Source organism: Streptomyces anthophorae (assembly GCF_049310305.1).
GTDB lineage: Bacteria > Actinomycetota > Actinomycetes > Streptomycetales > Streptomycetaceae > Streptomyces.
In genome coordinates this window covers 3,922,433-3,947,301 of the sequence record NZ_JBLWQQ010000001.1, presented here as the reverse complement: position 1 = coordinate 3,947,301, position 24,869 = coordinate 3,922,433, and the positions used below count along the sequence as shown (strand labels likewise).

The following is a 24,869-nucleotide window of genomic DNA, read 5'->3' as shown; positions in this document are numbered from 1 at the left end:
ATCCCAGGATCGGGGGGTGGGGGTGGGCGGGTTGTGCGGGTGGCTCCGCCCGGACCTGGCTCAGTTCACCGGTGCCGGCACCGGCACCGGCGTTGCGGCCGCGGGGCTCCGCCCCGGACCCCGCTGCTCAATCGCCGCAGGGGCTTGATTTGGCGGTCGGCCGCCACCGCCTTGGGCAATCTGCCGCCTTGGGCGGCAGGGTGGGCAAGGCGGCGCCCCGGTGCGGCGCAACGACACCGGGGGCTCAGCCCCGGGTCACGCTCGGCGCCACGGCAGCTCCGCCGTCACCCGCGTCGGCCCGCCCGTCGGCGATTCGACCACCAGGATCCCGTCGACCGCGTCGAGACGCCCGGCCAGCGCCGCCAACCCGGACCCGCCGGAGGCCACCGCTCCGCCGCCCCCGTTGTCGTACACCTGCACCATCAACCGGTCCTGCGCCCGCCACACATCGACCTCCGCCCGCGTCGCCCCACTGTGCTCGCTCACGTTCTGGAGGAGCTCGGAGACCGTGAAGTAGGCGATGCCCTCGATGGCCGGCGCCGGCCGCTCCACCAGGTCGACCTCCACCTGCACCGGCACCGCGCACCGCGACGCCACCGCCGACAGCGCCGCGTCGAGCCCCCGGTCGGTCAGCACCGCCGGATGGATCCCGCGCGCCAGATCACGCAGCTCCTGAAGCGCCGTCTTCACCTCGCCGTGCGCCTCGTCCACCATGCGCGCCGCCGTCGCCGGGTCCTCGCTCAGCTTCTCCTTGGCCACCCCGAGATCCATGGCCAGGCTGACGAGCCGGGCCTGCGCCCCGTCGTGCAGATCGCGCTCGATGCGGCGCAGGTCGGCCGCCGCCGTGTCGGCCACGACGCCGCGGTCCGACTCCAGCTCCACCACGCGCGACGCGAGCCGCGAGGGGCCGAGCAGCCCCACCACCATCAGCCGGTCCACCGTCGTCAGCGCCCGGATCACCCATGGCGTGGCGAGCGTGACGAGCAGCCCGAGGCCCGCGGTCACCGCGATCTCGAAGGGGTTGTCCAGGTACACGGCGTGGCCGGAGTCCCCGTACAGCTGAATGCCGTCCTGCCCCACGTACGTGGGGAACACCCAGCGCCACAGCGGATACGTGAGCATCGTCCAGCCGGTCGCCCAGAAGCTCAGCCCCACGGCGAAGCCGAACACCGCCCACGGCATGTGCAGCACCCCGTACAGCAGATGCCGCCACGAGACGCCGCTCTTGAGCGTCGCCCCGATCCACCCCATCGGCCCGCCCGTGCGCGGCCGCAGCGGCTCCGGCGTACCGACCTCGACACCGAGCAGCCCGCGCGCCCGCACCCGCTCAAGCGCCCCGAGCCCGCGCGCCCCGGCGAGCGCCGCCGCGAGCACCGGAACCCCGATGAACGTGATCAGCAGGCCCACACCCAGCGAGGTCATCGTCACGGCCCACACGAACCCGATGATGCTGAGCGGCAGGCTGAGCATCAGATACCCGAACTCCCGCCACGTCCGCCCCTCGATCGGCGCCCGCAGCCCGGCCGGCAGCCGGTTCAGCCCGCGCGGCGGGCGGGGTCCGCCGCCGCGACGGTCCTCTTCGTAGGAGTACGAGGACGAGGACGAAGACGGGGATGGGGACGAGTACGCGTACGTGTCACGTTCCTCGCCGTATCCGTACTGGTGCGTGGTCATCGGTGTCCGTCCTTCTGCTCGGGTCTGCCGGGGAGCTGGTGTGCTGCTTCAAGCCTCCTCGCGGGGCGGGTCCGCGACCATGCGGCGGGTCGGCGTCTTCGACCGGGGGTTATCCCTAGCTCTGGCCGGTCGGCCCGGTCCGATCGCGCCACGGCAGCTCCGCCGTGATCATGGTCGGGCCGCCGTCCGGCGAGTCCACGACGAACAGTCCGTCCACCGCGTCGAGCCGCTCCGCGAGGCCCGACATACCGGTCCCCTTGTCCAGGCTCGCGCCGCCCCGGCCGTCGTCCCACACCTGTATGAGCAGCCGGTCCTGCGAGCGCCACACGTCCACCGAGGCCGAGCGCGCGCCGCTGTGCTTGCTCACGTTCTGGAGCAGCTCGGAGACCGTGAAGTAGGCGATGCCCTCGATCGCCTCCGCGGGCCGGCCCGGCAGCTCGGCCGTCACCTTCACCGGCACCGTGCAGCGCGAGGCCACCGAGGACAGGGCCGCGTCGAGCCCGCGGTCGGTGAGGACCGCCGGGTGGATGCCGCGCGCCAGGTCCCGCAGCTCCTGAAGCGCGAGCTTGACCTCGCCGTGCGCCTCGTCGACCATCGCCGCCACCGCGTCGTCGGCCTGGCCCTCCAGAAGCTTCTCCTTCGCGAGGCCGAGACCCATGGCCAGATTGACCAGCCGGGCCTGCGCCCCGTCGTGCAGATCGCGCTCGATGCGCCGCAGGTCGGCGGCGGCCGTGTCGACGACGACGCCGCGGTCCGACTCCAGCTCCACGATCCGCCGCTCCAACTCGTCGGAGGGGGAGAGCAGCGCCCGCACCATCGCCCGGTCCGCGTTGCCGAGACCCCGCGCGATGAACGGCAGCACCGGCCACAGCACGAACAGCCCGACCAGCGTGATCGCGAACGTCAGTACGGCCCAGGGCAACCGGATCACCTCGTACAGCACCGTGCGCCAGCCCACCGGGTCCTTGAGTCCGGTCCACAGCCAGCCGAAGAAGCCGCCCGCGCGCCGCACCGGCAGCGGGCTCGGCTCCTCGATGCGCACGCCGAGCAGTGCCCGCGCCCGCCCGCGCTCCGCCTTGCCGAGCAGTCGCGCGCCCCGGAGTCCCGCGGCGATCAGCGGCAGCCCGATCACCGTGACCGTGAGCCCCGCGCCGAGTGCCACCATCGTGACGGCGTAGACGAATCCGAAGACGGACAGCGGGAAGCTGCTCAGGAGATAGGCGATCTCCTTCCACGTGGTGCTGTCGTACCCGAGTCGTGGCGGGGGCAGCACCGGGTGGTCTTCGGGAGTGTCGAGTGGCTCGGTCATAGCGGCAAGAGTGCCCTGGCCCGGGGCGGGGCGCCATGAGGACGGCCGCCAAGTTGAGCGGGGGTTAACCCCACCACGAACTCCCATACGAACCGGGCCTCGCCCGAGCACCTCGGCCCCGGGCTGCTTACCGTCCCTTTAACAGGGCCTAGACTCCCGTGCGTACAGATCGTCGAACACAACGAACTCGCGAGGGGCGCAGGTACGTGACGGGATCGGACGTGACCGTCATCGCGGCGGACTACTTCCAGTCGTACTCGGTCGTCGGGCTGCTCGCCGTTGTCGGCGTGCTCTTCGTCGCCGTCGCCTTCGGCTCGGGGAAGTTGCTTCGCCCGGTGGTCCCCACCAGGGAAAAGTTCCTCACGTACGAATGCGGCGTCGACCCCGTCGGGGACGGCTGGGCCCACACCCAGGTCCGCTACTACGTGTACGCCTTCCTCTATGTGATCTTCGCGGTCGACTCGATCTTCCTCTTCCCCTGGGCCACGGTCTTCGCCGCGCCGGGATACGGCGCGACGACCCTCGTCGAGATGTTCATCTTCCTCGGCTTCCTCACCGTGGGCCTGCTGTACGCATACAAGAAGGGCGTCCTTACGTGGACGTGAGCGCCGTGACTCCTGCTCCCGAGACCCCTGCCACCGGGACCGCTGCTCCCGTGGACCTGCCGGACCCCATCGGGCCGAAGAAGCTGGGCGTGCTCTCGCGGCTCGCCCCCGAGCCGATGAAGGTGGTCCTCAACTGGGGCCGCCGCTACAGCTTGTGGGTCTTCAACTTCGGCCTCGCCTGCTGTGCCATCGAGTTCATCGCCGCGTCCATGGCGCGCCACGACTTCATCCGGCTCGGCGTGATCCCGTTCGCGCCGGGCCCGCGCCAGGCCGACCTGATGGTCGTGTCCGGCACGGTGACCGACAAGATGGCGCCCGCCGTGAAGCGTCTGTACGAGCAGATGCCCGAGCCGAAGTACGTCATCTCGTTCGGCGCCTGCTCCAACTGCGGCGGCCCGTACTGGGATTCGTACTCGGTCACCAAGGGCGTCGACCAGATCATCCCCGTCGACGTGTACGTGCCCGGGTGCCCGCCCCGCCCGGAGGCGCTGCTCCAGGGCATCCTCAAGCTCCAGGAGAAGATCGCCCGCGAGTCCCTCGGCGAGCGGTACGCGTCCGCCGACGCGGCGGCCGGCCGGCCCTCGGCGGCGGCGCTGAGCAGCGGCCTCGTCCAACCTCCCGCGCCTTCCGGAGGTGCGCGATGAGCTGGCTCCCGGCACCCGTCGACGAGCTGTTCGGCGCGGAGGCGACCGTCGAGGAGGCGTACGACCTGCTGACCGTCGACGTCCCGGCCGCGCAGTGGATCGAGGCTCTGGAGACGGCCCGTACGACCCTGGGGTGCAGCTATTTCGACTGGCTGAGCGCCGTCGACGAGCCGGCGGACGGCTTCCGCGTGTGCGCGCACGTCGCCGCCGTCGCCCCCGGTTCCGTCCGTCGCCTGCTGCTGCGCACGACCGTTCCGCACGCGGCCCCCGTGCTCGCGTCGGCGGTCGACGTGTACGCGGGCGCGGCCTGGCACGAGCGCGAGACGCACGAGATGTTCGGCGTCGACTTCACCGACCACCCGGGCCTCGACCCGCTCCTGCTGCCCGACGGTTTCGAAGGGCACCCGCTGCGCAAGGACTTCGTGCTCGCGGCCCGCGTCGCGAAGGCGTGGCCCGGCGCGAAGGAGCCGGGGGAGTCCGAGCACGGCGGACCCAAGCGGCGCCAGATGCTGCCGCCCGGCGTCCCCGACCCGAACGAATGGGGGCCGCTGAAGGGGCAGTTGCCGCCTGCCCCGGCGCGGCCGACGCGTGGCGCGAGAGCCGCGGGAGCCGGTGCGGCAGGTGCCGCGGGGGAGCGGCCCGCGCGGCGCACCAGGTCGGTGAGCCAGGGCTCGGCGAGCCAGGCTGCCGCGCCTGCGGGGGAGGCTTCGCAGGCCCCGGAAACGGCAGCCCCGGAAGCCCAGGCCCCGGAGGCGGCGCCGCGTCCGGTACGCCGCTCCCGCAGCGCCTCCCAGGGCTCGGCCTCGCAACAGCGCGCCACGCCCGCCGAACCCCAAGAGCCGGCCCCGACCCCGGAGCCGGCACCGGCACCGCGTTCGAGCGACGCACCCTGGCACCACGCCAAGCCCGCGTTCGACGAGGAACCGAAGAAGCCGGAAGCCGCTCCGGAAGCCGCGCCCGAATCCACACCGGACGCCACACCTGACGCCACTCCGGAAGCCGCTCCGGACGAGAACCCCGCAGACACCAACGGAGGCAACGAGTGACCGACGCCCTCGACGTCGCCCTGCGCCTCGTCGTCGTCTTCGTCGCCTTCCTGGTGCTGCCCCTGGTCGTCGGCCAGACCGAACACAAGGTCATGGCCCACATGCAGGGCCGCCTCGGCCCCATGTACGCGGGCGGGTTCCACGGCTGGGCGCAACTGGTGGCCGACGGCGTCAAGTTCGCGCAGAAGGAGGACGTGGTCCCGGCCGACGCCGACCGCCGCGTCTTCCAACTCGCCCCGGCAGTGGCCCTCCTCCCGTATCTCCTCGTGCTGCTCGCCATCCCGGTCGGACCCGGCGACGGCGCGGTCGGCGCGGTCATCGACGCGGGCATCTTCTTCGTCCTCGCGGTCATGGGCGTCGGCGTCCTCGGCTCGCTGATGGCGGGCTGGGCGAGCGCCAACAAGTTCTCCCTCCTCGGCGGCCTGCGCACGGCGGCCCAGCTCCTGGCGTACGAGCTCCCGATGCTGCTCGCGGCGGCCTCCGTGGCGATGGCCGCGGGAACGGTCTCCCTTCCCGGCATCCTCGACGCCTTCGAGTGGTGGTGGCTGCCCTGGCAGATCGTCGGCGCCCTCGTCTTCTTCGTGGCGGGACTCGCCGAACTCCAGCGCCCTCCCTTCGACATGCCGGTGGCCGACTCCGAGATCATCTTCGGCGCCTACACCGAGTACACGGGCCTGCGCTTCGCCCTGTTCCTGCTCGCCGAGTACGCGGGCATCGTGGTGCTCTGCGGACTGACCACGGTGCTGTTCCTCGGCGGCTGGCACGGCCCGTGGGGCGCGGACGGCCTGGGCTGGGTGTGGACCCTGCTCAAGACCGCGGTCCTCGCCTTCATCGTGATCTGGCTCCGCGTCACATACCCCCGACTGCGCGAGGACCAGCTCCAGAAGCTCGCCTGGACCACCCTCGTCCCCCTCGCCCTCGCGCAGATCGCGCTCACCGGAATCGTGAAGGTGGCGATCAACTGATGCCCGCGAACTTCCCGGGATCCGGCCTGGCCAAGGGCCTCGCCGTCACCCTGCGCACGATGACGCGCAAGACCGTCACCGAGCAGTACCCCGAGGCCCAGCCCGAACTCCCGCCCCGAACCCGGGGTGTGATCGGTCTGTTCGAGGAGAACTGCACGGTCTGCATGCTGTGCGCCCGCGAGTGCCCCGACTGGTGCATCTACATCGACTCCCACAAGGAGACGGTGCCGCCCGCCGCGCCCGGCGGCCGCGAGCGCAGCCGCAACGTCCTCGACCGTTTCGCCATCGACTTCTCCCTCTGCATGTACTGCGGTATCTGCATCGAGGTGTGCCCCTTCGACGCGCTGTTCTGGTCCCCGGAGTTCGAGTACGCCGAGACCGACATCCGCGAACTCACCCACGAGCGCGACAAGCTCCGCGAGTGGATGTGGACGGTCCCGTCCCCACCCGCCCTCGACCCCGCGGCCGAGGACCCCAAGGAACTGGCGGCGGCCCGCAAGACCGCGGACAAGCTGGCGGCGGCCCAGGAGGCAGCGGCCCCGGAGGCACCCGCCGCCGGCCCGAAGGCCACCCCCAACGACCCCGGAGAGGAGCCCACCGCATGACCCTCGCCGTACCGGCGGCCGTCGCCACGGCAGCGGCAGCCGACAGTCCCGGGTTCCTCTCCCCTTCGGGCGTCGAGATCGCCTTCGTCCTCGTGGGCCTGGTGACCTTCGCCGCGGCGATCGTCACCGTCACCACGAAGCAACTGGTGCACGCCGCCCTGTGGCTGGTCGTCGCCCTCGGCGGCCTCGCCGTCGAGTACCTCCTGCTCACCGCCGAGTTCATCGCCTGGGTGCAGGTCCTCATCTACGTCGGTTCCGTCGTGGTCCTCCTCCTGTTCGGGCTGATGCTGACCCGCGCGCCCATCGGCCGCTCGCCGGATGCGGACAGCCCCAACCGCTGGGCCGCCCTGACCGTGGCCGTCGCCTCCGCCGCCGCCCTGGTCTGGGTCGTCGTCGACGCGTTCCGCACGACCTGGATCGACCTCGGCGAGGTGCAGGGCAGCACGGACGTCACCGGCTCGATCCTCTTCAAGCACTGGGTCCTGCCGTTCGAGGCGCTCTCGGTCCTCCTGCTCGCCGCCCTGGTCGGCGCGATCGTCCTGTCCCGCAGGAAGAACGCCGCTCCGGACCCGGACCCGCGGGCGGCCGAGACGCCCCAGTCGCTCGAAGGCGAGGGAACCCGCTGATGCACCTCGCCTACCCCGCCGTCCTCTCCTCCCTCCTCTTCTGCACGGGCCTGTACGGCGTACTGGCCCGCCGCAACGCGATCCTGGTCCTGATGTCGGTCGAGCTGATGCTCAACGCCGTCAACCTGAACCTCGTCGCCTTCGACGTCTGGCTGCGCGACGCCCTTCACGCAGGCCAGGCCCTCACCCTGTTCACCATCGCCATCGCCGCCGCCGAGATCGGCATCGGCCTGGCGATCGTCCTGGCCGTCTACCGCAATCGCGGCACGTCGGACATCGACAGGCTCCGCGACTCCGCCGAGCCCCACGACCCGGACGACGACCCGCACGACCCGTCCGAGACCTCGGCGGCCGCCACCGCCGGCACCACGGACGAGAAGGCCGAGGCCACCGCGTGACCACCACGACCCTCGCCGTCCTCGTCCCCCTCCTGCCGTTCCTCGGCGCCGTCGCGGGACTGCTCCTCGGCCGCACGGCCCCCGCCTTCGCCCGCCCGCTGGCCGTTCTGCCGACGCTGGCCGCGCTGGCCCTCGCCGTCGTCGTCGCCCTCGACCAGGGCGGCGGCACGGGCAACGGCACAGCCGCCCTCGACGCGCACACCCAGCTCGCCCCGACCGGCTCCGTGCCGATCGAACTCGCCCTGCACATCGACGGCTTCGCCGCCCTCGTCGCCGTCCTCGTCGGCCTGGTCGCGACCTGTGTCCAGATCTACTCGACGGGCTATCTGCGCGACGACCCGCGCTACCCCTCGTACGCCGCCCTCGTCTCGCTCTTCACCTCCGCGATGCTCCTGGTCGTCTACTCGGGCGACCTGATGGTCCTGCTGGTCGGCTGGGAAGTCATGGGCATCTGCTCGTACTTCCTCGTCGGCCACTACTGGGAGACGCCCGAGGCGCGGGCCGCCTCCCTCAAGGCGTTCCTGGTCACGAAGCTCGGCGACGTCCCCTTCCTCATCGGCCTGTTCGCGCTCGCCGTCGACACGGGCTCGTTCCGCATCACGACGATCCTGGGCAAGGTCACGAGTGACGGGGGCCTCGACCACCCGACCCTGATCGCCGTCCTGCTCCTCGCCGGGGTGGCGGGCAAGTCCGCGCAGTTCCCGCTGCACACCTGGCTGCCCGACGCGATGGCGGGCCCCACGCCCGTCTCCGCGCTGATCCACGCCGCGACGATGGTCGCCGCCGGCGTCTACTTCGTCGCCCGCCTCCTCCCGGTCTTCGCCGCCTCCCAGGCAGCGCTCATCGTGCTCGCCGTCATGGCCGCCGTGACGATGCTCGGCTCGGCCCTCGCCGCGCTCGCCCAGGACGACATCAAGCGGGTCCTCGCGTACTCGACCGTGGGCCAACTCGGCTACATGACCGGCGCCCTCGCCGTCGGCAACCGCGACGCCGCCGTCTTCCACCTCCTGTCGCACGGCGCCTTCAAGGCGCTGCTGTTCCTCGCGGCGGGCGTGATCATCCACGCCGCCGGCACCAACTCGCTGGCCGCGATGTCCCGCATGAAGAACCTGCGCGACCGCGTGCCCGACGCCTTCTGGACGATGACCGTGGCGCTGCTCGCGCTCGCCGCGATCCCGCCGTTCAGCGGCTTCTTCTCCAAGGAGGCCGTGCTCGGCGCCGCCGAGCACACCGCCACCGGCCACGAGAACGGGGCCCTGACCGCGCCCACCGCGTCCGGCTGGATCGTCCTCGTGGCGGGCCTGATCACCGCCCTCCTCACCGCCGCCTACGCGACCCGCCTGTGGCTCCTCGCGTTCAACGGCCGCGGCGGCCAGGCCCCCGAGCACGGCAGGCAGCCGGTCGCGATGAACGTCGTCCTGTGGGTCCTGGCGATCCCCTCCCTCGGCTTCGGACTGCTCGCGGGCGTGCTCCCCGACTGGTTCGACGGCCGCTCGCTCACTCCGACACTGACCACCTCCGTCCTCGGCACCGGCTTCGCGCTCGTCGGCGGCCTGGTCACGTACGCGGCCTGGCGGCACACCACCGCGATGGCCGCCCGCCGCACCCCGATCGGCGCCGTCGCGGTCGACACCGGGTCCGGTGACGCGGGCCTCGTCGAGGCCGAGGCCATCGCGACGCACACCCCCGCGTACGGCGACGTCGCGAGCGCCCCCGACCCGGCCGATCCCGGCCGTCTGCTGCTCGGCCCGCTGCACCGCCACGCGGCCGTCGGCTTCCACCTCGACGCCGTCTACGCGGCGCTCTTCGTCCGCCCGGTGCGGGCCGGCGCCGCACTGGTCGGCTTCCTCGACCGGGCCGTCGTCGACACCTACGTACGCGGGGCGGCCGAAGCCCCCAAGGTGCTGGGCTGGGCCGTGCGCAGGGCCCAGACCGGCAACGTGCAGACCTACCTCAGCGCGCTGCTCGCAGGCACCGTCGTCCTGGTGGTCGCCGTCGTCCTCGTCGCCACCGCCGGAGCGTGAGCAGCCGTGATCGATATCAGCGAATCCGTGATGCAGTTCCTTCTCGCATTGATCGTCGTCGGCCCGCTCATCGGCGCCGTCGCCGCTCTTCTCCCCGCCCCGCCCGGGCTGAAGGGGAAGTCACCCGACCAGGCCGTGCTCCGCCACGGCGTGACCGTGACCGGCGTGATCCTCGTCGCCGCGATCGTCCTCGCGCTCGGTTTCGACCACGACCAGCCGTCGAGGATGCAGGCCACGACCGACATCAGCTGGATCCCCGCACTCGACGTGCGTATCCACCTCGGCATCGACGGCATCTCCCTCCCCCTCCTGGTCCTGACCGCGCTGCTCACGTTCCTGTGCGCGCTGTACTCCTACTTCCACATGCCGGCCGGGCCGTCCCCCAAGGCGTTCGTGGCCCTGATCCTCGTCCTGGAATCGGGCACGCTCGCGACGTTCGCCGTCCTTGACCTGCTGCTCTTCTTCCTCGCGTTCGAGATGGTCCTCATCCCGATGTACTTCCTCATCGCCCGCTGGGGCGGTGAGCAACGAGCGCAGGCGGCCTGGAAGTTCATCCTGTTCACGCTGCTCGGCTCGGTCGTGATGCTGCTCGGACTCCTCCTTATCGGCGTTAAGTCGGGCACGTTCGACATGATGGCACTCGCCACTGACAACGGCCGGGGTCTGACCACGTCCGTGCAGGTCATCGCCGTTCTGGCGATCGGGATCGGGCTCGCGGTGAAGACCCCGATGTGGCCGCTGCACAGCTGGCTGCCCGATGCCCACACCGCCGCCCCGACCGTCGGTTCGGTCCTCCTCGCCGGTGTCCTGCTGAAGATGGGTACGTACGGGTTCGTCCGGATCCTGCTCCCCATCGCGCCCGACGGGATGCGGACCTTCGCGCCGTACCTCGCCGCACTCGCCGTCGTCGGGATCATCTACGGGTCCCTGGCCTGCCTGAACCTGGCCAAGCAGGGCGCGAAGGGCGACCTCAAGCGCCTCATCGCGTACTCCTCCGTCGGCCACATGGGCTTCGTGCTGCTCGGCATCGCGACGATGAGCCCGACCGGCGTGAACGGCGCGCTGTTCGCCAACATCGCCCACGGACTCATCACCGGCCTGCTCTTCTTCCTCGTCGGCGCGCTCAAGGACCGGGCCGGCACCAGCGACCTCGACGCCCTCGCCGAGCAGGGCGGCATGGCCCTGTACGGCAAGGCGCCGCGCCTCGGCGGCCTGCTCGCGTTCGCGGCCGTCGCCTCGCTCGGCCTGCCGGGGCTCGCCGGCTTCTGGGGCGAGATGCTCGCGCTGTTCGGCGCGTTCAAGCCCGCCGACGACCTCAGCCGCCCGGCGTTCCTCGTCTTCATGGCGATCGCGGCCTTCGGCACGCTGCTCACCGCCGCGTACATGCTGATCCTGGTCCGCCGCGTCTGCATGGGACCCCGCCCCAAGGAAGCCCCGGCGGCTCCCGTGCTGGTTGATGTGCGCGGCTACGAGTTCGCCACCTGGACCCCGCTCGTCGCCCTCACCGTGCTCGCGGGCCTGTGGCCCGCCGCCCTGCTCGGCCTCACGAACCCGGCCGTGCAGAAGCTCCTCGCAGGAGGCCTCCAGTGATCGCCGTCGCCGCGCCCTCCGTGGCGTCCCTCGTCCAGTCCGTCGACTGGGTCGCCATCGCGCCGCCCACGATCGCGGCGGTCGTGGCCCTCGTCGTGCTGGTCGCCGACCTGTTCCTGGCGGAGCACCGCAAGCCGCTCCTGGGCTGGATCTCCGTCGCGGGCCTGGCCGTCGCGGCGCTCGCGCTGCTGCCGCTGATCGGGGACGAGCGCTCCACGTTCTGCCTCAAGGGCGTGCCGTACGACGCGTGCAGCTACACGGCGGACCGCTTCACGCTCGTCATCCAGTTCCTGGTCCTGGCCGGCGCGCTGCTCACCGCGCTGCTCTCGATCAGCTCCCTGAAGGACGCCAAGAACGCGGGCAGGCCCTTCCCCGAAGGGGAGTTCTGGTTCCTCCTGCTGTCCTCGGCGGCGGGTGCGGCCCTGCTGCCCGCCTCCCGCGACCTCGCCACGCTCGTCGTCGCCCTGGAAGTCGCCTCGCTGCCCGCCTTCGCCCTCGTGGGCCTCAAGCAGGGCGACAGGCGCTCCTCCGACGCGGCCCTGAAGTTCTTCCTCTCCTCGGTCACCGCGACCGCCGTCACCCTGCTCGGCGTGAGCTTCGTCTACGCGGCCACGGGCAGCCTGCACCTCACCAGGGTCGCCACCGAACTCACCCACGTCGACGGCCAGCTCCACACGCTGGCCCAGACCGGCGTCGCGCTCACCCTGGTGGGCTTCGCGTTCAAGACGGCCGCCGTGCCGTTCCACTTCTGGGTACCCGACACCTACGTAGGCGCGCCGTTGCCGATCGCCGCCTACTTGTCGGTCATCGGCAAGGCCGTCGGCTTCTCCGGCCTCATCCTCGTCACGGTCGTCGCGTTTCCCTCGTACGCCGACGTGTGGGGACCGGCCCTCGCCGCGCTCGCCGCGCTGACCATGACCCTCGGGAACGTCGCGGCCCTGCGCCAGCAGGCCACGCGCGCGTACAGCGCCGTCCGCCTGCTCGCCTGGTCCTCCGTCGGCCAGGCCGGCTACCTCCTGGTGCCGATCGCGGCGGCCGCGTACTCCGACGACCCGCAGAAGTCGATCGGCTCCACCCTCGCGTACGCCCTCATGTACGCCGCGGTGAACCTCGGCGCCTTCGCCGTGGCCGCTCTGGTCGCCCGTACGAAGCCGCTGAACCGCATCAGCGACTACCGGGGCCTGTACGCCTCGCACCCGCTCGCCGCGCTCGCCCTGGGCTTCTTCCTGCTGTGTCTGGCGGGGCTGCCGCCGGGCATCATCGGCCTGTTCGCGAAGGTCACGGTCTTCTCGGCGGCCGTGGACGCGGGGATGGGCTGGCTCGCCGTCGTCATGGCCGTGAACGTCGTGATCGCGCTCTTCTACTACCTCCAGTGGACCGCGACCCTCTTCCGCGCCCCGGAAGGCGAACCGGCCGTCCACCGCGCGTCCAGGCCGCTCACAGCGGCGATCGCCCTCACGGCCGTCATCGGAGTGGCCCTCTCCGGCGCACCCCAGATGGCCTTGCGTTTTGCCTCGACGGGCCTCTTCTAGGCACCCTCGTACGGCACCACACGTACGGGCCGCCCCACAGGCCCCACGTCAACGATCACAGCCCCACATCAAGGAGACAGGCGTCGTGCTGAGCGGGTTCAAGGACTTCATCCTTCGCGGAAACATCATCACGATGGCCATCGGCCTCGCGGTCGGAACCGCGTTCACGGCTGTGGTCACCGCACTCAGTACGGCGTTCATCGCGCCGCTCATCGGTATCGCCACGCAGTCCACCGGCGACTTCGGTGAGGCGCACTTCACGGTCGAGGGCACCGTCTTCCCCTACGGCAAGTTCGTCAGCGCGATCATCGCCTTCCTGATCACCGCCGCGGTGCTCTACTTCTGCATCGTCGTCCCGATGATGAAGCTCCAGGCGCGCCTGGACCGCGGCAAGCCCGTCGACATCAAGGCGGCCCTGCGCGACTGCCCGCGCTGCTACACCCAGATCCCCGGTGTCGCCACGCGCTGCGCGCACTGCACGAGCGAGATCGAGCCGGACCCGGAGGCCCTGGAACTGGCGGGTCTGCCGCAGCAGCGCTGACCCGGTCGGCCTACACACCCGCACGGGTCCGTCCCGGGCGGCCAAGGGAACTCGTCCTCCTCGTCTGGCGTTGACCAGTCAGGGAGGGTCCACTGGACGTGGAAACACGCACAGGCTCCAGACCCAGTGGAAGCAGCAGTCAAGCAAGCAGTGGGTTCCCCTGCCGCACCATCAGGAGGACGTACCGTGCACCGCCGGCACAACGGGTTGAAGACCGCCGTACTCCTCGGAGGCCTGTCCGCCCTCATCCTCGTCATCGGCAGCTTCTTCGGCCGTACGGGGCTCATCGTCGGACTCGTCATCGCCCTGGGGACGAACGCGTACGCGTACTGGAACAGCGACAAGCTGGCCCTGCGCGCGATGCGCGCTCGCCCGGTGAGCGAATTCGAGGCACCGGCGCTGTACCGGATGGTGCGCGAGCTCTCCACGCAGGCGCGCCAGCCCATGCCGCGCCTGTACATCTCGCCCACGGAGGCGCCGAACGCGTTCGCGACGGGCCGCAACCCGCGCAACGCCGCGGTGTGCTGCACCGAGGGAATCCTGCGCATCCTGGACGAGCGCGAGCTGCGAGGCGTCATCGGGCACGAGCTCAGCCATGTCTACAACCGCGACATCCTGATCTCCTCGGTCGCCGGAGCCCTCGCCTCCGTGATCATGTTCCTGGTCAACTTCGCCTGGCTGATCCCGGTCGGCCGCTCGAACGACGACGAGGGCCCCGGCATCTTCGGGATGCTCCTGATCATGATCCTGGGGCCGCTCGCGGCGTCCTTGATCCAGCTCGCCATCAGCCGGTCCCGTGAGTACGAGGCCGATGCCTCGGGTGCCCAGCTGACCGGTGACCCGCTGGCCCTGGCGAGCGCCCTGCGCAAGCTCGAGGCGGGCACGAAGCAGCTGCCCCTGCCGCCCGAGCCGCGCATCGAGACGGCGAGCCACATGATGATCGCCAATCCCTTCCGTCCCGGCCAGGGAATGTCGAAGATGTTCTCCACGCACCCGCCGATGGCGGAGCGCATCTCCCGGCTCGAGCAGATGGCAGGTCGCCAACAGTGAAGACAATCCTCAACGTCATCTGGCTGATCCTGAGCGGCTTCTGGCTGTTCCTCGGCTACGTCCTGGCCGGTGTCCTGCTGTGCATCACGATCATCGGGATCCCGTTCGGCATCGCCGCCTTCAGGATCGGCATCTACGCCCTGTGGCCCTTCGGGCACACGACAGTCGAGCGCAGGGACGCGGGCGCGCCCTCCTGCGTGGGCAACGTGCTGTGGCTGATCCTCGCGGGCTGGTGGCTCGCCCTGGCGCACATCGTCACGGGCCTCGCCCTGTGCGTGACGATCATCGGCATCCCGTTCGGTATCGCCAACTTCAAGATGATCCCGATCTCGCTGCTGCCGCTCGGCCGCGAGATCGTGCCCACGGACCAGCCGTTCGCCGCGCGTTAGGCCCGTCTCAAACTCCCGTGCCACGCGCGCGCAGCCGCACCGCGTAGGCGAGCGCCCCCAGGGCGAGGACACCCGCCCCCGCCGCGACGGACGACAGGGGCAGTGAGCACGCCAGCGCCAGGCACCCCGCGGCGCCGAGCGCCGGCAGCGCCCGCGCGCGTACCGAGGAACTCAGCGTCCACGCCGAGGCATTGGCGATCGCGTAGTACACCAGCACGCCGAACGACGAGAACCCGATCGCCCCGCGTACGTCGCCGAGGGCCGCCACGACGGCCACCACGGCCCCCACCGTGAGCTCGGCCCGCCGCGGCACCCGGTAGCGCGGGTGCACGGCCGCCAGGGCCCCGGGCAGGTGCCGGTCCCGGGCCATCGCGAGCGTCGTCCGGGACACCCCCAGGATCAGCGCCAGCAGCGACCCGAGCGCCGCCACCGCGGCCCCCGCCCGCACCACCGGCACGAGCCCGTCGCCGCCCGCCGCCCGTACGGCGTCGGCCAGCGGCGCAGAGGCCCGCGCAAGCCCGTCCACGCCGAGCACGGCGACGGCGGCGGCGCCCACGGCCGCGTACACGACCAGGGTGATCCCGAGCGCCACGGGGATCGCCCGCGGGATGGTCCGCGCCGGATCCCGCACCTCCTCGCCGAGCGTCGCCACGCGCGCGTACCCGGCGAACGCGAAGAACAGCAGCCCGGCGCCGCTCAGCACGCCGCTCACGCCCTCGGAGAGCCCGGGGGCGAGCCGGGCCCCCTCGGCGCTCCCCGAGCCCGCACACGCCACCACGACGGCCGCCAGGACGGCGAGCACGACCGCGACGGCGATCCGCGTCAGCCAGGCCGACTTCTCCACCCCGAAGCAGTTCACGGCGGTCAGCGCCACCACGGCCGCGACCGCCACCGCATGTGCCTGCCCCGGCCACACGTACGTCCCCACGGTCAGCGCCATCGCCGCGCACGAGGCGGACTTGCCGACGACGAACGCCCAGCCCGCCAGATACCCCCAGAAGGGCCCGAGCCGCTCCCGGCCGTACACGTACGTGCCTCCGGACACCGGATACACGGCCGCGAGCCGCGCCGACGACATCGCGTTGCAGTGGGCCACCACGGCCGCCACCGCGAGCGCGTACAGCACTCCCGTACCGGCCGCCCGCGCCGCGGGCCCGAGTGCCGCGAAGACGCCCGCCCCGATCATCGAGCCGAGGCCGACGACGACGGCGTCCCGCACACCGAGCGCCCTGCGCAGCGAAGTTCCTGACTGTGTCATGCGCCGCACACTAAAGGGCTCGTGCAACCACACCGGGCCTACCCGTCGTCCTTCTGGGCAGCAGGAGGTCACGGCGGCGACGCACTCGGCGCCCCGGCGAGAACGACGCAACAAGGCGCCACAGCAAGGCAGTAGGCGCCACAGCGGAACAACAGCACTGCAACACAGCACTGCAACACAGCACTACAGAAGGGCAGAACACGGCATGGGCATCATCGGCTGGATCATCCTTGGACTGCTGGCCGGTGCCATCGCCAAGTTCCTGCTCCCCGGCCGGGACCCGGGCGGCCTGATCGGCACCACGCTCATCGGCGTCGCCGGTTCCTTCATCGGCGGCTGGATATCGTCCCGTTGGCTGGACCGCCCCATATCCACGGACTTCTACGACGGGGCCACCTGGGTCGCCGCGATCGGTGGCGCCCTCGTCCTCCTGATCGCCTACCGCATCTTCTTCGGCGACTCGCGCAGTCGCCGCTGAGCTGCAGCCGGCAGCAGGAAGGGGCGGCACCCGTCGGGTGCCGCCCCTTTCGCCTGCGCAGCCGGGTCCTACCGGTAGTTCACGAACTGCAGCGCGAAGTCGAAGTCCTTGCCCTTGAGCAACTGCTGGACGCTCTGCAGGTCGTCACGGCTCTTCGAGCTGACGCGCAGCTCGTCGCCCTGCACCTGCGCCTTGACGCCCTTGGGGCCCTCGTCGCGGATCGTCTTCGCGACCTTCTTGGCGTTCTCCTGGGAGATGCCCTCCTCGATGGAGGCGAAGATCTTGTACTCCTTGCCGGAGAGCTGCGGCTCGCCCGCGTCCAGCGACTTCAGCGAGATCCCGCGCTTGACCAGCTTGGTCTGGAAGATGTCGAGGATGGCCTTGACCCGCTCCTCGCCGTTGGCCTCCATCAGGATCTTCTCGCCGGACCAGGAGATGGATGCGCCCACGTTCTTGAAGTCGTAGCGCTGCGAGATCTCCTTGGCGGCCTGGTTGAGTGCGTTGTCGACCTCCTGCCGCTCGACCTTCGAGACGATGTCGAAACTGGAGTCGGCCATGTCCTGTGGCTCCTTGTATCGGGGGTGGATCGGGTACTGCTCGGCTTCCGACCGGGTTCCGCGCCGGGGAAGCCGCGCCGAGAGCAGCCTAGCCACCGTGCCGCGCCCGGCCGCCGATCAATCGGGTGGCGAAGCACCCCCGTGCATCAGGTATTGTTTACGTCGTTGCCAGCGAGCACCGCCGCAAAGCGGGGCCCGGGGCAGCGAACCCAAGGCGGTGTGCCCGAGCGGCCAAAGGGAGCAGACTGTAAATCTGCCGGCTCAGCCTTCCCAGGTTCGAATCCTGGCGCCGCCACACTTGGGGAAGACCCCTCCGAACTGCAGAAACGCAGGGCGGAGGGGTCTTCTTTTGACTTGAACGCCAACCTCCGGCGAGCGGTCGAAATGCGTGACTTGTCTCACCCTGTCTCGGGTGAATCCCAAGCCTGATCAGCGCGTGTCCCCCAGGTGTCCCCCAGGGGACGGCGTCCAGGCTCGACCGACTCGGCGCGCTGGAGCAGTCGTCGCACAGCGGTCAGCCAGGTGGAGGGGCCTGCGGTCGCGACGAGGCATGAGGTGACCGTGGCACTCGCCACCCCGGCAGCGCTTCACGTACTTTGGCCCCGGCGTCAGGACCACCCCGTGATTCGATCTCGCGGACCAGGTTCTCGTAGTGCGGCAGGAACCCCGAAGCGACCCGATCACGAAGGGGTATCGAGCCCCGACTTCGACTGGCCCGCTCCGCCTCGATCCACGGAAACATCTTGTTCCACACCGCCACGAGTTGCGTGGCCATAGTGCCGACCACCACGTCCACACGAACCATGCCGTGAGCCGTGAGAACGCCGAGGTACTCGAAGTAGTAGCAGACTTGGTAGGCGCTTTCCTGCAGCTCACCGAGCCCTTCAAACGGCTGCGGATGTTCGGGATCCGGTTCAGGCGCACTGAGCAGCACGTTGATGTGGCCGCGGAACTCCTCCGAACGGAACTCCCCGAAACACTCGGCCAGCACAGGCAGTACGAGCGCGTCTTCTCCGAGCCGTGTACTTCGCTTGGTCTGCCACACCGCCACAACGACGGCAACGAGTGCCGCGAGCGCCGACGCGAACGCAAGGATCTCCCCCATGGCTTGCCTCCCCCGAAGCGGTACCCGCCAGAGTGCTCCTACCTGACACGGCTGTCGACGCACGCAACCGCAGAGGGGTTACGCGCGCCGGACCTACTCGTGCCACTCCCGGAAGCTGGCTTCGATCTGGACGTTGGCCCGGTTCGCGGTGCGCGCGAGGACCTTCGCGTAGACCTGAGCCGTACCGCCACCGAGTGGCCGGCGCGACGGGCCACCTCCATCGGGTCCACTCCGCTGTAGAGCCAGAGCGGCACCTACGTGCGGGATCCCGCCGAAGACGAGCAGGTTCCCCGCGAGGTGGCCCAGAGCGTGGTCGACCTCCAGGCCGAAGTGGCGCGCATGTCCACCAACTCGCAGGCCTCGCCGAGCGCGTCAAGCAACTCGAAGAGTCCGCGGACTCCACTGGGAAGAAGCCCGGCGCCTGGGGGCCTCGCGGCGCCATGGCCCACTTCCGTGGAAGGCGCGTCGAGCGGCGTAATCAACTGGTGCCGCTCACCCGCCGCCAGAGGCATGTCCGTACTCCTTCGTCGTCGTTTCAGGTGTCTGGCTCCCGACAACCACGACGCTATGAGCCCCTCATGATCCGACCCCGGAAAATCTTTCCGGGGTCTATCCGCGAACCGGGACGAGGCTGAAGTCATGCGAGGAATGACGCAGCGACTGACGATCGGCGAGCGGGTCGCGTGGTACCGCCATCGCCGCGGCATCTCCCAAGACGTGCTGGCCGGGCTGATCGGCCGCACTGCGGACTGGCTCGGCAAAGCGGAGAACAACCGCATCGAGCTGGACCGACTCTCCGTAATCCGCGCGCTGGCTCACGCGCTGGAAGTCTCCATCGGTGACCTCATTGGCGAACCGACTCTGTTGGAGTGGTCGGCAGACAGCGGGCGCCGCACGGTGCCGGCACTGCGCGAAGCGCTCATGGACTACCGGCAGTTGACCCCGCTCCTCGGGGCGCCGACGGACGGCGAGCCACCGTCTCTGTCCGCGTTGCGGTCCGACGTCGGCGAGGTCTGGGACGCCTACCAGGCATCTCAGAACGGGTTCGCGATGCGACAACTGCCCCTGATCCTCTCGGATGCCCTTCTCGCCTCACGTACGTACACGGGGGAGGAGCGGGAGGAGGCGAACGCGCTGCTCGCCCTGACCTACCAGGGCGCCGCGATGGTGCTCGGCAAGCTGGGAGAGAACGAGCTTGCTTGGATGGCGGCCGACCGCGGTCTTGCCGCCGCGCAGCAGAGCGGAAACAACGTCGTCGTCGGCTCCCTCTTCCGGTCGGTGACGCACTGCCTTCTGTCCACCGGGCGCTTCGAGACCGCGGTGCAGCTCGTGAGCGACGCGGCCGGCTTCCTTGAGCCGGGGCTGGGTGACGAGGCGACCCCCGCCTTCTTGTCCGTCTACGGAACTCTCTTCCTGACGGGCTCGATGGCAGCGGCTCGCGCAGAGGACCGCGCGACGACGCAGGCCTTCCTGCGTGAGGCCGACGCGATGGCCACACGACTGGGGGCAGACGGCAATCACATGTGGACGGCCTTTGGGCCTACTAACGTCGCGATCCATAAGGTCGCCACCGCCGGTGAGCTGGGTGACTTCCAGGTTGCAGCGGAACTGGGGCCGCAGGTCGACACGAGCGGACTTCCCGTCGAGCGCCGGGTGCGGCACAACCTCGAAGTGGCGCGAGCGCTCACGGCCTGGAACCGCACGGACGACGCGCTCAGCATGGTCCTCGATGCCGAGGAAATGGCTCCCGAGCAGGTCCGTCACCACTACATGAGCCGAGAGATCGTGCTCGGCTGGGTACGGGGGACCCGTGGCCGGCCGACGCGTTCGGTGGCAGAGCTGGCCGAGAGGCTTCGAGTGATCTGATCTGGTTAGGCTCGGTCGGATGAGCGAGACCGAGAACGAACACGAAGCGAAGATGGCGCGCCCGCGCATGGCCTCGGGCGCGCTCTTCTTTGATACCCAGGGCCGCGTCATGCTCCTTGAGCCGACGTACAAGGACTACCGGGACATCCCTGGAGGCTACGTCGACACGGGCGAGTCGCCGTTCCAGGCGTGTGTCCGCGAGGTCCGAGAGGAACTCGGTATCGAACCGGCCGTCGGACGTCTCCTCGTCGTCGACTGGGCGCCGAGCCCGGCCGAGGGCGACAAGGTGCTCTACCTCTTCGACGGCGGCGTTCTGCCCGAGCGGCTCCAGGTCGAGATCGTCTTGCAGGCATCCGAGATCAAGTCGTACGCCTTCCACCCTGTGGATGCCGTCGACAACCTCACGATTCCACGTCTCGCACGCCGTATCCGAGCGGCTGCGGCTGCTCGGGGCGCCGACAGTGTGGCGTACCTGGAGCACGGGCTGCCGCCGGAGTGAGTCCGTCGACAAGATCGAATACAAGGCCGAATCAAACTTGTCGGAGCGCATCGAGAAGCACTGCGCGGTCGTGGTCCGGTTTGAGTACCAGCTAGGGCAGGAGCGGGCTACGAACCAGTGCCTCGAGCCAAGCGCCGAGTCCGACGTGATCCACCGGGGAGGCTGCACGAACCCCAAATCACTCTTGTCACTGGTGTCTACGGGGGGCCGCCCTGAAGCCAGGACAGAACTCGCAGAGACAGGTCCAGCGCCTCCTGATGTTTCTCGGGGCGTGCCTTGGCCAGCTTGCGGTAGATGGTGACGGATTCCTCGGCGGCGGTCAGTGCGTCCTCGTGTCGCTCGAGGTCTGCCAGTTGGATGGCGAGGTTGTTCAGGGTGCTGGCGAGGTCGGGCAGGTGGGCGTCGGGGCGCGCCTTGGCCAGGCCTCGGCGGGCGGTGACGGCTTCCTGATTGGCGGTCAGTGCGTCCTCGTGTCGCCCGAGGTCTCCCAGTTGGATGGCGAGGGTGTTCAGGCTGCTGGCGAGGTCGGGCAGGTGGGCGTCGGGGCGTGCCTTGGCCAGCTTGCGGTAGATGGTGACGGCTTCCTCGATGGCGGTCAGTGCGTCCTCGTGTCGCCCGAGGTCTCCCAGTTGGATGGCGAGGTTGTTCAGGCTGCCAGCGAGGTCGGGCAGGTGGGCGTCGGGGCGTGCCCTGGCCAGGCCTCGGCGGGCGGTGACGGCTTCCTGATTGGCGGTCAGTGCCTCCTCGTGTCGCCCGAACTCTCCCAGTTGGATGGCGAGGTTGTTCAGGCTGCTGGCGAGGTCGGGCAGGTAGGCGTCGGGGCGCGCCTTGGCCAGGCCTCGGCGGGCGGTGACGGCTTCCTCGATGGCGGTCAGTGCGTCCTCGTGTCGCCCGAGGTCTCCCAGTTGGACGGCGAGGTTGTTCAGGCTGCTGGCGAGGTCGGGCAGGTAGGCGTCAGGGCGTGTCTTCGCCAGCTTGCGGTAGATGGTGACGGATTCCTCGATGGCGGTCAGTGCGTCCTCGTGTCGCCCGAGGTCTCCCAGTTGGACGGCGAGGTTGTTCAGGGTGCTGGCGAGGTCGGGCAGGTGGGCGTCGGGGCGCGCCTCGGCCAGGCCCCGACGGACGGTGACGGATTCCTCGCTGGCGGTCAGTGCGTCCTCGTGTCGCCCGAGGTCTCCCAGTTGGACGGCGAGGTTGTTCAGGGTGCTGGCGAGGTCGGGCAGGTGGGCGTCGGGGCGTGCCTTGGCCAGCTTGCGGTAGATGGTGACGGCTTCCTCGATGGGAACCAGTGCATCTTCGTGTTGCCCGAGTCTTCCCAGTTGGACGGCGAGGTTGTTCAGGCTGCTGGCGAGGTCGGGCAGGTAGGCGTCAGGGCGTGTCTTCGCCAGCTTGCGGTAGACGGTGACGGATTCCTCGATGGCGGTCAGTGCGTCCTCGTGCCGCCCGAGTCTTCCCAGCCGGTTGGAAAGGGTGTTCAGGCTGCCAGCGAGGTCGGGCAGGTAGGCGTCGGGGCGTGCCTTGGCCAGGCCCCGGCGGGCGGTGACGGCTGCCTCACTGGCGGTCAGTGCGTCCTCGTGCCGCCCGAGGCCTCCCAGCTGGACGGCAAGGGTGTTCAGGCTGCTGGCGAGGCCGGGCAGGTAGGCGTCGGGGCGTGCCTCGGCTAGGCCCCGGCGGACGGTGACGGCTTCCTCGGCGGCGGTCAGTGCGTCCTCGTGCCGCCCGAAACCTCCCAGTTGGATGGCGAGGTTGTTCAGGGTGCTGGCGAGGTCGGGTAGGTGGGCGCCGGGGCGTGTCTCGGCCAGCTTGCGGTAGACGGTGACGGCTTCCTCGGCGGCGGTCAGCGCCTGCTCTTGCCGTCCGACTCTTGCCAGTTGGACGGCGAGGTTGTTCAGGCTGCTGGCGAGGTCGGGCAGGTAGGCGTCGGGGCGTGCCTTGGCCAGGCCTCGGCGGGCGGTGACGGCTTCCTCGATGGCGGTCAGTGCGTCCTCGTGCCGCCCGAGCCTTCCCAGCCGGATGGAGAGGTTGTTCAGGCTGAGGGCGAGATCAGGGAGGAAGGTGTCGGGATCGGTAGCAATAAGAGCGCGGTAATGGTGGGCTAGTCGCCCAGAGAGGTGGGCGGCTGTCTCAGCGAGGTTGTGGCTCGCTGGTGGAAGCCGGTTGGAGAGTCGCCGCAGGGTGTCGAGATCTGTGTCCGGAGCATCGACAATCCGGGTCAGGGCCTGCAGGAGCGCTGTGGGAGTTTCCGTCTGGGTGGCGACTTCGATTGCTGCCGGCGCCAGAGTCTCAGGGTGGCGAATGCACAGCTCAGTGAGCAGAGTGGCAAGTGAGTCGCGCAGGGGGGCGTGCGCTACGGCCCGCGTGGCCACCGTCAACAGTTGTCGGGCCTGGGCCTCGTCAGCGTCCTGCAGGAGCCGGTTGGGTAGATCGGGGTGGGCCAGCAAGTGGCGGCCGGTGAAGCGCTCGGCGAGCCGGTCCGGACGGAGGCTATCCCACATGCCGTCATCGGTCGGGGGATACAACGCTGTGACCCAGCGGTGCACACTGCCCCGACAGTCCTCGCTCTGATCCGAAAGTCCAGGCACTTTGGCGAGCAACCTGTCAGCTTGTTGCCGGTCGCGTGCTCCAAGCAGGAATGCGGCAGCCAAAGCATCTGTAAGAGTGTTCATGGTGAGCCCCGGATGAAGGGCTTGCGCCACAGCGGAGTTCTCCCAGTAGCGCCATTCGTGGCGCAGCAGTCGGTCTTCCACATCCGAAGCCGGTTTGGGACTTGTGGCGACATCGGTTGGTTGGGCTGCGTCGAGAAGGTCGGCCAGGGCGGTCATGTGCAAGGTCAGAGCCGTGTCCATGCCTTCTCTGCTGATGGCAATTGCTGAGATGCTCTCGGTGAGTTGGCTGGCAATTGCCGTCCAGTCGTGGTGGTGCCAGCCTTGGACGAAGGGGAGTTGACCGGCGAAGCTGTCGGCCGCTTCCCGGTAGCCGTCCAGCCGGTTCCCAGATTTCTCTTCCAGGGCACCCAAATGGGTGACGTGTGTGCCGTCCAGCAGTTCTTCGGCTGCGGATGTCTTGGCCTGCAGGGTCTGCCACCAGTCACCCGCTGTACGGGCGAGCATCAGCAGTTTCACTGTTGTGCCATCGCCGATGCCGATGCCGTGCCGAGCTAGGGTCTGGCAGAGGTCGGTGAGTTGGCTGGCCCGGGTCTCGGCGTAGTCCACGACGATCAGTGCAGGTGCCGCTGCCGCGGCCACCACGTCCAAGGAGCCGCCGGAAGCGTCCGCACGTAACCACAGAACTGCCCACGGTTTCTGGCTCGTGAGCAGAGTGGCGAAGTGATGGGCGAGGCGGGTCTTACCCTGCCCGCCCGGCCCGTGAACCAGCCAGGCTCCGAAGCCCGGCAGACTTGCCCATGAACACAGTTTGGTGAGCAGGTCCTCGCGTCCACGGAAAGGGACGACCGCCCGACGGGCCCTAAGCAGTGCTGCGGGCGATGAAACCGTCCGGGAGCTGGTGACGTTGAGTGTGTCGGTGTGGTCCGCCAGGCCTTGCCACTCGACCGGCTCCATCCCGGTGCTTGTCTCCGGAGCATGCAGGGCCAGCGCGTCGCGGAAGGTCTGGTCGTGGAGCAGCACGTACAGAGGAACGGCATGCAAGCCCGCGTGGGCGAGTCCTGCCATGTCAGCAGCGATCACTCCGGTGAGTAGATCCCCGCAGAAGACAGCTGCGCCGGACAAGCCACCCCAGGGGCTCCCGTCCTGGGACTGGGGCGGATACTCGCCAAGGGTGACAACGTGCCGGTTGTCGACGCGGCCGGTGACGGGATTGATCGTGCCGGTGGCCTGCCACAACTCCACCGGCTTATCGGACCGCTGGACCATATGCGGTAGACCCACGGTCTGGCACCTTGCCCCAGGCCGGCTGGTGACCAGCCGGCCCCATCGGACTGCAGAACTCCGGAGTGGTCGCCAGGCCGGGTCGTCTATACGAAGCAAGGCAGCATCGTCCCGGCCGCCCGGAGTGCCCCGCCAAACCACATTCGCCGCGTATCGCTCTACTCGACCCGGCTGGAAGAACTCGGCCGACTCACCCAGAGCCGGTGCGACATGAGCCGAGG

General features: G+C 69.9%; 22 protein-coding genes, 1 tRNA gene and 1 pseudogene. 17 read left to right on the top strand and 7 right to left on the bottom strand.

Annotated elements, in window-relative coordinates; all coding sequences use genetic code 11:
• Positions 1 to 255 precede the first annotated feature (255 nt).
• Together ACNYS0_RS17685 and ACNYS0_RS17680 are read right to left on the bottom strand one after the other, a co-directional pair.
• A complete protein-coding gene (locus ACNYS0_RS17685) occupies positions 256 to 1,674 on the bottom strand; it encodes a sensor histidine kinase (RefSeq protein WP_422474767.1) in 1,419 nt (472 codons plus the stop codon).
• Between the two features lie 115 nt (positions 1,675 to 1,789).
• Entirely contained in the window at positions 1,790 to 2,983 is a 1,194-nt protein-coding gene (locus ACNYS0_RS17680) for a sensor histidine kinase (RefSeq protein ID WP_422474765.1), read from the bottom strand.
• A 206-nt stretch (positions 2,984 to 3,189) separates the two neighbouring features.
• Between ACNYS0_RS17680 and ACNYS0_RS17675 the strand changes: the two genes are divergently transcribed.
• The 13 genes from ACNYS0_RS17675 (at position 3,190) to ACNYS0_RS17615 (ending at position 14,998) form a co-directional block, all read left to right on the top strand.
• On the top strand, positions 3,190 to 3,588 hold the full coding sequence (locus ACNYS0_RS17675) for an NADH-quinone oxidoreductase subunit A (protein WP_326020931.1): 399 nt from the start codon (positions 3,190 to 3,192) through the stop codon (positions 3,586 to 3,588).
• Positions 3,579 to 4,232, top strand: coding sequence for an NADH-quinone oxidoreductase subunit B (locus ACNYS0_RS17670; RefSeq protein WP_422474763.1), 654 nt, complete (start codon positions 3,579 to 3,581; stop codon positions 4,230 to 4,232). Before ACNYS0_RS17675 ends, ACNYS0_RS17670 begins: the two co-directional genes overlap by 10 nt.
• Positions 4,229 to 5,278 carry an NADH-quinone oxidoreductase subunit C gene (locus tag ACNYS0_RS17665; protein WP_422474762.1) on the top strand — a complete coding sequence of 350 codons (1,050 nt, stop codon included), beginning with the start codon at positions 4,229 to 4,231 and terminating at the stop codon, positions 5,276 to 5,278. Before ACNYS0_RS17670 ends, ACNYS0_RS17665 begins: the two co-directional genes overlap by 4 nt.
• Complete coding sequence (locus ACNYS0_RS17660; protein ID WP_422474760.1) at positions 5,275 to 6,243, top strand: complex I subunit 1/NuoH family protein; 969 nt, start codon at positions 5,275 to 5,277, stop codon at positions 6,241 to 6,243. The genes ACNYS0_RS17665 and ACNYS0_RS17660 overlap by 4 nt, the downstream gene beginning before the upstream one ends.
• Entirely contained in the window at positions 6,243 to 6,848 is a 606-nt protein-coding gene (locus tag ACNYS0_RS17655) for a NuoI/complex I 23 kDa subunit family protein (protein WP_422474758.1), read from the top strand. Before ACNYS0_RS17660 ends, ACNYS0_RS17655 begins: the two co-directional genes overlap by 1 nt.
• The gene (locus ACNYS0_RS17650; protein WP_422474756.1) at positions 6,845 to 7,474 is read left to right on the top strand and encodes an NADH-quinone oxidoreductase subunit J family protein; all 630 of its coding nucleotides are present in this window, start codon (positions 6,845 to 6,847) and stop codon (positions 7,472 to 7,474) included. Before ACNYS0_RS17655 ends, ACNYS0_RS17650 begins: the two co-directional genes overlap by 4 nt.
• Positions 7,474 to 7,872: an NADH-quinone oxidoreductase subunit NuoK gene (gene nuoK / locus ACNYS0_RS17645; RefSeq protein WP_422474754.1), complete on the top strand. Its 399-nt coding sequence runs from the start codon at positions 7,474 to 7,476 to the stop codon at positions 7,870 to 7,872. The genes ACNYS0_RS17650 and nuoK overlap by 1 nt, the downstream gene beginning before the upstream one ends.
• Positions 7,869 to 9,896 (top strand): NADH-quinone oxidoreductase subunit 5 family protein, encoded by a 2,028-nt coding sequence (locus tag ACNYS0_RS17640; RefSeq protein WP_422474752.1) that lies wholly within the window; start codon positions 7,869 to 7,871, stop codon positions 9,894 to 9,896. Before nuoK ends, ACNYS0_RS17640 begins: the two co-directional genes overlap by 4 nt.
• Before the next feature lie 6 nt (positions 9,897 to 9,902).
• Positions 9,903 to 11,486, top strand: coding sequence for a complex I subunit 4 family protein (locus tag ACNYS0_RS17635; RefSeq protein ID WP_422474750.1), 1,584 nt, complete (start codon positions 9,903 to 9,905; stop codon positions 11,484 to 11,486).
• Positions 11,483 to 13,018 (top strand): NADH-quinone oxidoreductase subunit N, encoded by a 1,536-nt coding sequence (locus tag ACNYS0_RS17630; RefSeq protein WP_422474748.1) that lies wholly within the window; start codon positions 11,483 to 11,485, stop codon positions 13,016 to 13,018. Before ACNYS0_RS17635 ends, ACNYS0_RS17630 begins: the two co-directional genes overlap by 4 nt.
• Before the next feature lie 85 nt (positions 13,019 to 13,103).
• Positions 13,104 to 13,559 carry a large conductance mechanosensitive channel protein MscL gene (locus ACNYS0_RS17625; protein WP_422474746.1) on the top strand — a complete coding sequence of 152 codons (456 nt, stop codon included), beginning with the start codon at positions 13,104 to 13,106 and terminating at the stop codon, positions 13,557 to 13,559.
• Between the two features lie 186 nt (positions 13,560 to 13,745).
• A complete protein-coding gene (htpX, locus tag ACNYS0_RS17620) occupies positions 13,746 to 14,609 on the top strand; it encodes a zinc metalloprotease HtpX (RefSeq protein ID WP_351342365.1) in 864 nt (287 codons plus the stop codon).
• Positions 14,606 to 14,998, top strand: coding sequence for a YccF domain-containing protein (locus tag ACNYS0_RS17615; RefSeq protein WP_422474744.1), 393 nt, complete (start codon positions 14,606 to 14,608; stop codon positions 14,996 to 14,998). Before htpX ends, ACNYS0_RS17615 begins: the two co-directional genes overlap by 4 nt.
• Positions 14,999 to 15,005: 7 nt before the next feature.
• Here ACNYS0_RS17615 and ACNYS0_RS17610 read toward each other — a convergent pair whose 3' ends face one another.
• Positions 15,006 to 16,256, bottom strand: coding sequence for an APC family permease (locus tag ACNYS0_RS17610; protein WP_422474742.1), 1,251 nt, complete (start codon positions 16,254 to 16,256; stop codon positions 15,006 to 15,008).
• A 205-nt stretch (positions 16,257 to 16,461) separates the two neighbouring features.
• Here ACNYS0_RS17610 and ACNYS0_RS17605 point away from each other — a divergent pair, with 205 nt between their 5' ends.
• On the top strand, positions 16,462 to 16,734 hold the full coding sequence (locus ACNYS0_RS17605) for a GlsB/YeaQ/YmgE family stress response membrane protein (protein ID WP_385755817.1): 273 nt from the start codon (positions 16,462 to 16,464) through the stop codon (positions 16,732 to 16,734).
• A 68-nt stretch (positions 16,735 to 16,802) separates the two neighbouring features.
• On the opposite strand, the gene ACNYS0_RS17600 is transcribed toward ACNYS0_RS17605, so the two are convergent.
• A complete protein-coding gene (locus ACNYS0_RS17600) occupies positions 16,803 to 17,291 on the bottom strand; it encodes a YajQ family cyclic di-GMP-binding protein (RefSeq protein WP_385755819.1) in 489 nt (162 codons plus the stop codon).
• 213 nt (positions 17,292 to 17,504) lie between these two features.
• Between ACNYS0_RS17600 and ACNYS0_RS17595 the strand changes: the two genes are divergently transcribed.
• Positions 17,505 to 17,586 (top strand) — tRNA-Tyr (locus tag ACNYS0_RS17595).
• Positions 17,587 to 17,805: 219 nt separating this feature from the next.
• Here ACNYS0_RS17595 and ACNYS0_RS17590 read toward each other — a convergent pair.
• Entirely contained in the window at positions 17,806 to 18,396 is a 591-nt protein-coding gene (locus ACNYS0_RS17590; RefSeq protein ID WP_422474740.1) for a DUF4760 domain-containing protein, read from the bottom strand.
• Positions 18,397 to 18,489: 93 nt separating this feature from the next.
• Positions 18,490 to 18,650, bottom strand: a pseudogene (locus ACNYS0_RS17585) (site-specific integrase); the annotation flags it as partial.
• Between the two features lie 394 nt (positions 18,651 to 19,044).
• Between ACNYS0_RS17585 and ACNYS0_RS17580 the strand changes: the two are divergent.
• Positions 19,045 to 20,262: a helix-turn-helix domain-containing protein gene (locus ACNYS0_RS17580; RefSeq protein ID WP_422474738.1), complete on the top strand. Its 1,218-nt coding sequence runs from the start codon at positions 19,045 to 19,047 to the stop codon at positions 20,260 to 20,262.
• Positions 20,263 to 20,281: 19 nt separating this feature from the next.
• Positions 20,282 to 20,761, top strand: coding sequence for an NUDIX domain-containing protein (locus tag ACNYS0_RS17575; protein WP_422474736.1), 480 nt, complete (start codon positions 20,282 to 20,284; stop codon positions 20,759 to 20,761).
• 197 nt (positions 20,762 to 20,958) lie between these two features.
• Here the strand turns inward: ACNYS0_RS17575 and ACNYS0_RS17570 are convergent, their stop codons facing one another.
• Complete coding sequence (locus tag ACNYS0_RS17570) at positions 20,959 to 24,609, bottom strand: tetratricopeptide repeat protein (protein WP_422474734.1); 3,651 nt, start codon at positions 24,607 to 24,609, stop codon at positions 20,959 to 20,961.
• Positions 24,610 to 24,869: the final 260 nt, after the last annotated feature.

Excerpts from the sequence above, each read along its gene's own strand:
- ACNYS0_RS17605 (WP_385755817.1), top strand. The coding sequence starts at position 16,462 with ATGGGCATCATCGGCTGGATCATCCTTGGACTGCTGGCCGGTGCCATC.
- ACNYS0_RS17655 (WP_422474758.1), top strand. The coding sequence starts at position 6,243 with ATGCCCGCGAACTTCCCGGGATCCGGCCTGGCCAAGGGCCTCGCCGTC.
- ACNYS0_RS17590 (WP_422474740.1), bottom strand. The coding sequence starts at position 18,396 with ATGGGGGAGATCCTTGCGTTCGCGTCGGCGCTCGCGGCACTCGTTGCC.
- ACNYS0_RS17685 (WP_422474767.1), bottom strand. The coding sequence starts at position 1,674 with ATGACCACGCACCAGTACGGATACGGCGAGGAACGTGACACGTACGCG.
- ACNYS0_RS17600 (WP_385755819.1), bottom strand. The coding sequence starts at position 17,291 with ATGGCCGACTCCAGTTTCGACATCGTCTCGAAGGTCGAGCGGCAGGAG.
- ACNYS0_RS17650 (WP_422474756.1), top strand. The coding sequence starts at position 6,845 with ATGACCCTCGCCGTACCGGCGGCCGTCGCCACGGCAGCGGCAGCCGAC.
- ACNYS0_RS17610 (WP_422474742.1), bottom strand. The coding sequence starts at position 16,256 with ATGACACAGTCAGGAACTTCGCTGCGCAGGGCGCTCGGTGTGCGGGAC.
- ACNYS0_RS17680 (WP_422474765.1), bottom strand. The coding sequence starts at position 2,983 with ATGACCGAGCCACTCGACACTCCCGAAGACCACCCGGTGCTGCCCCCG.
- ACNYS0_RS17665 (WP_422474762.1), top strand. The coding sequence starts at position 4,229 with ATGAGCTGGCTCCCGGCACCCGTCGACGAGCTGTTCGGCGCGGAGGCG.
- ACNYS0_RS17580 (WP_422474738.1), top strand. The coding sequence starts at position 19,045 with ATGACGCAGCGACTGACGATCGGCGAGCGGGTCGCGTGGTACCGCCAT.
- ACNYS0_RS17575 (WP_422474736.1), top strand. The coding sequence starts at position 20,282 with ATGAGCGAGACCGAGAACGAACACGAAGCGAAGATGGCGCGCCCGCGC.
- nuoK (WP_422474754.1), top strand. The coding sequence starts at position 7,474 with ATGCACCTCGCCTACCCCGCCGTCCTCTCCTCCCTCCTCTTCTGCACG.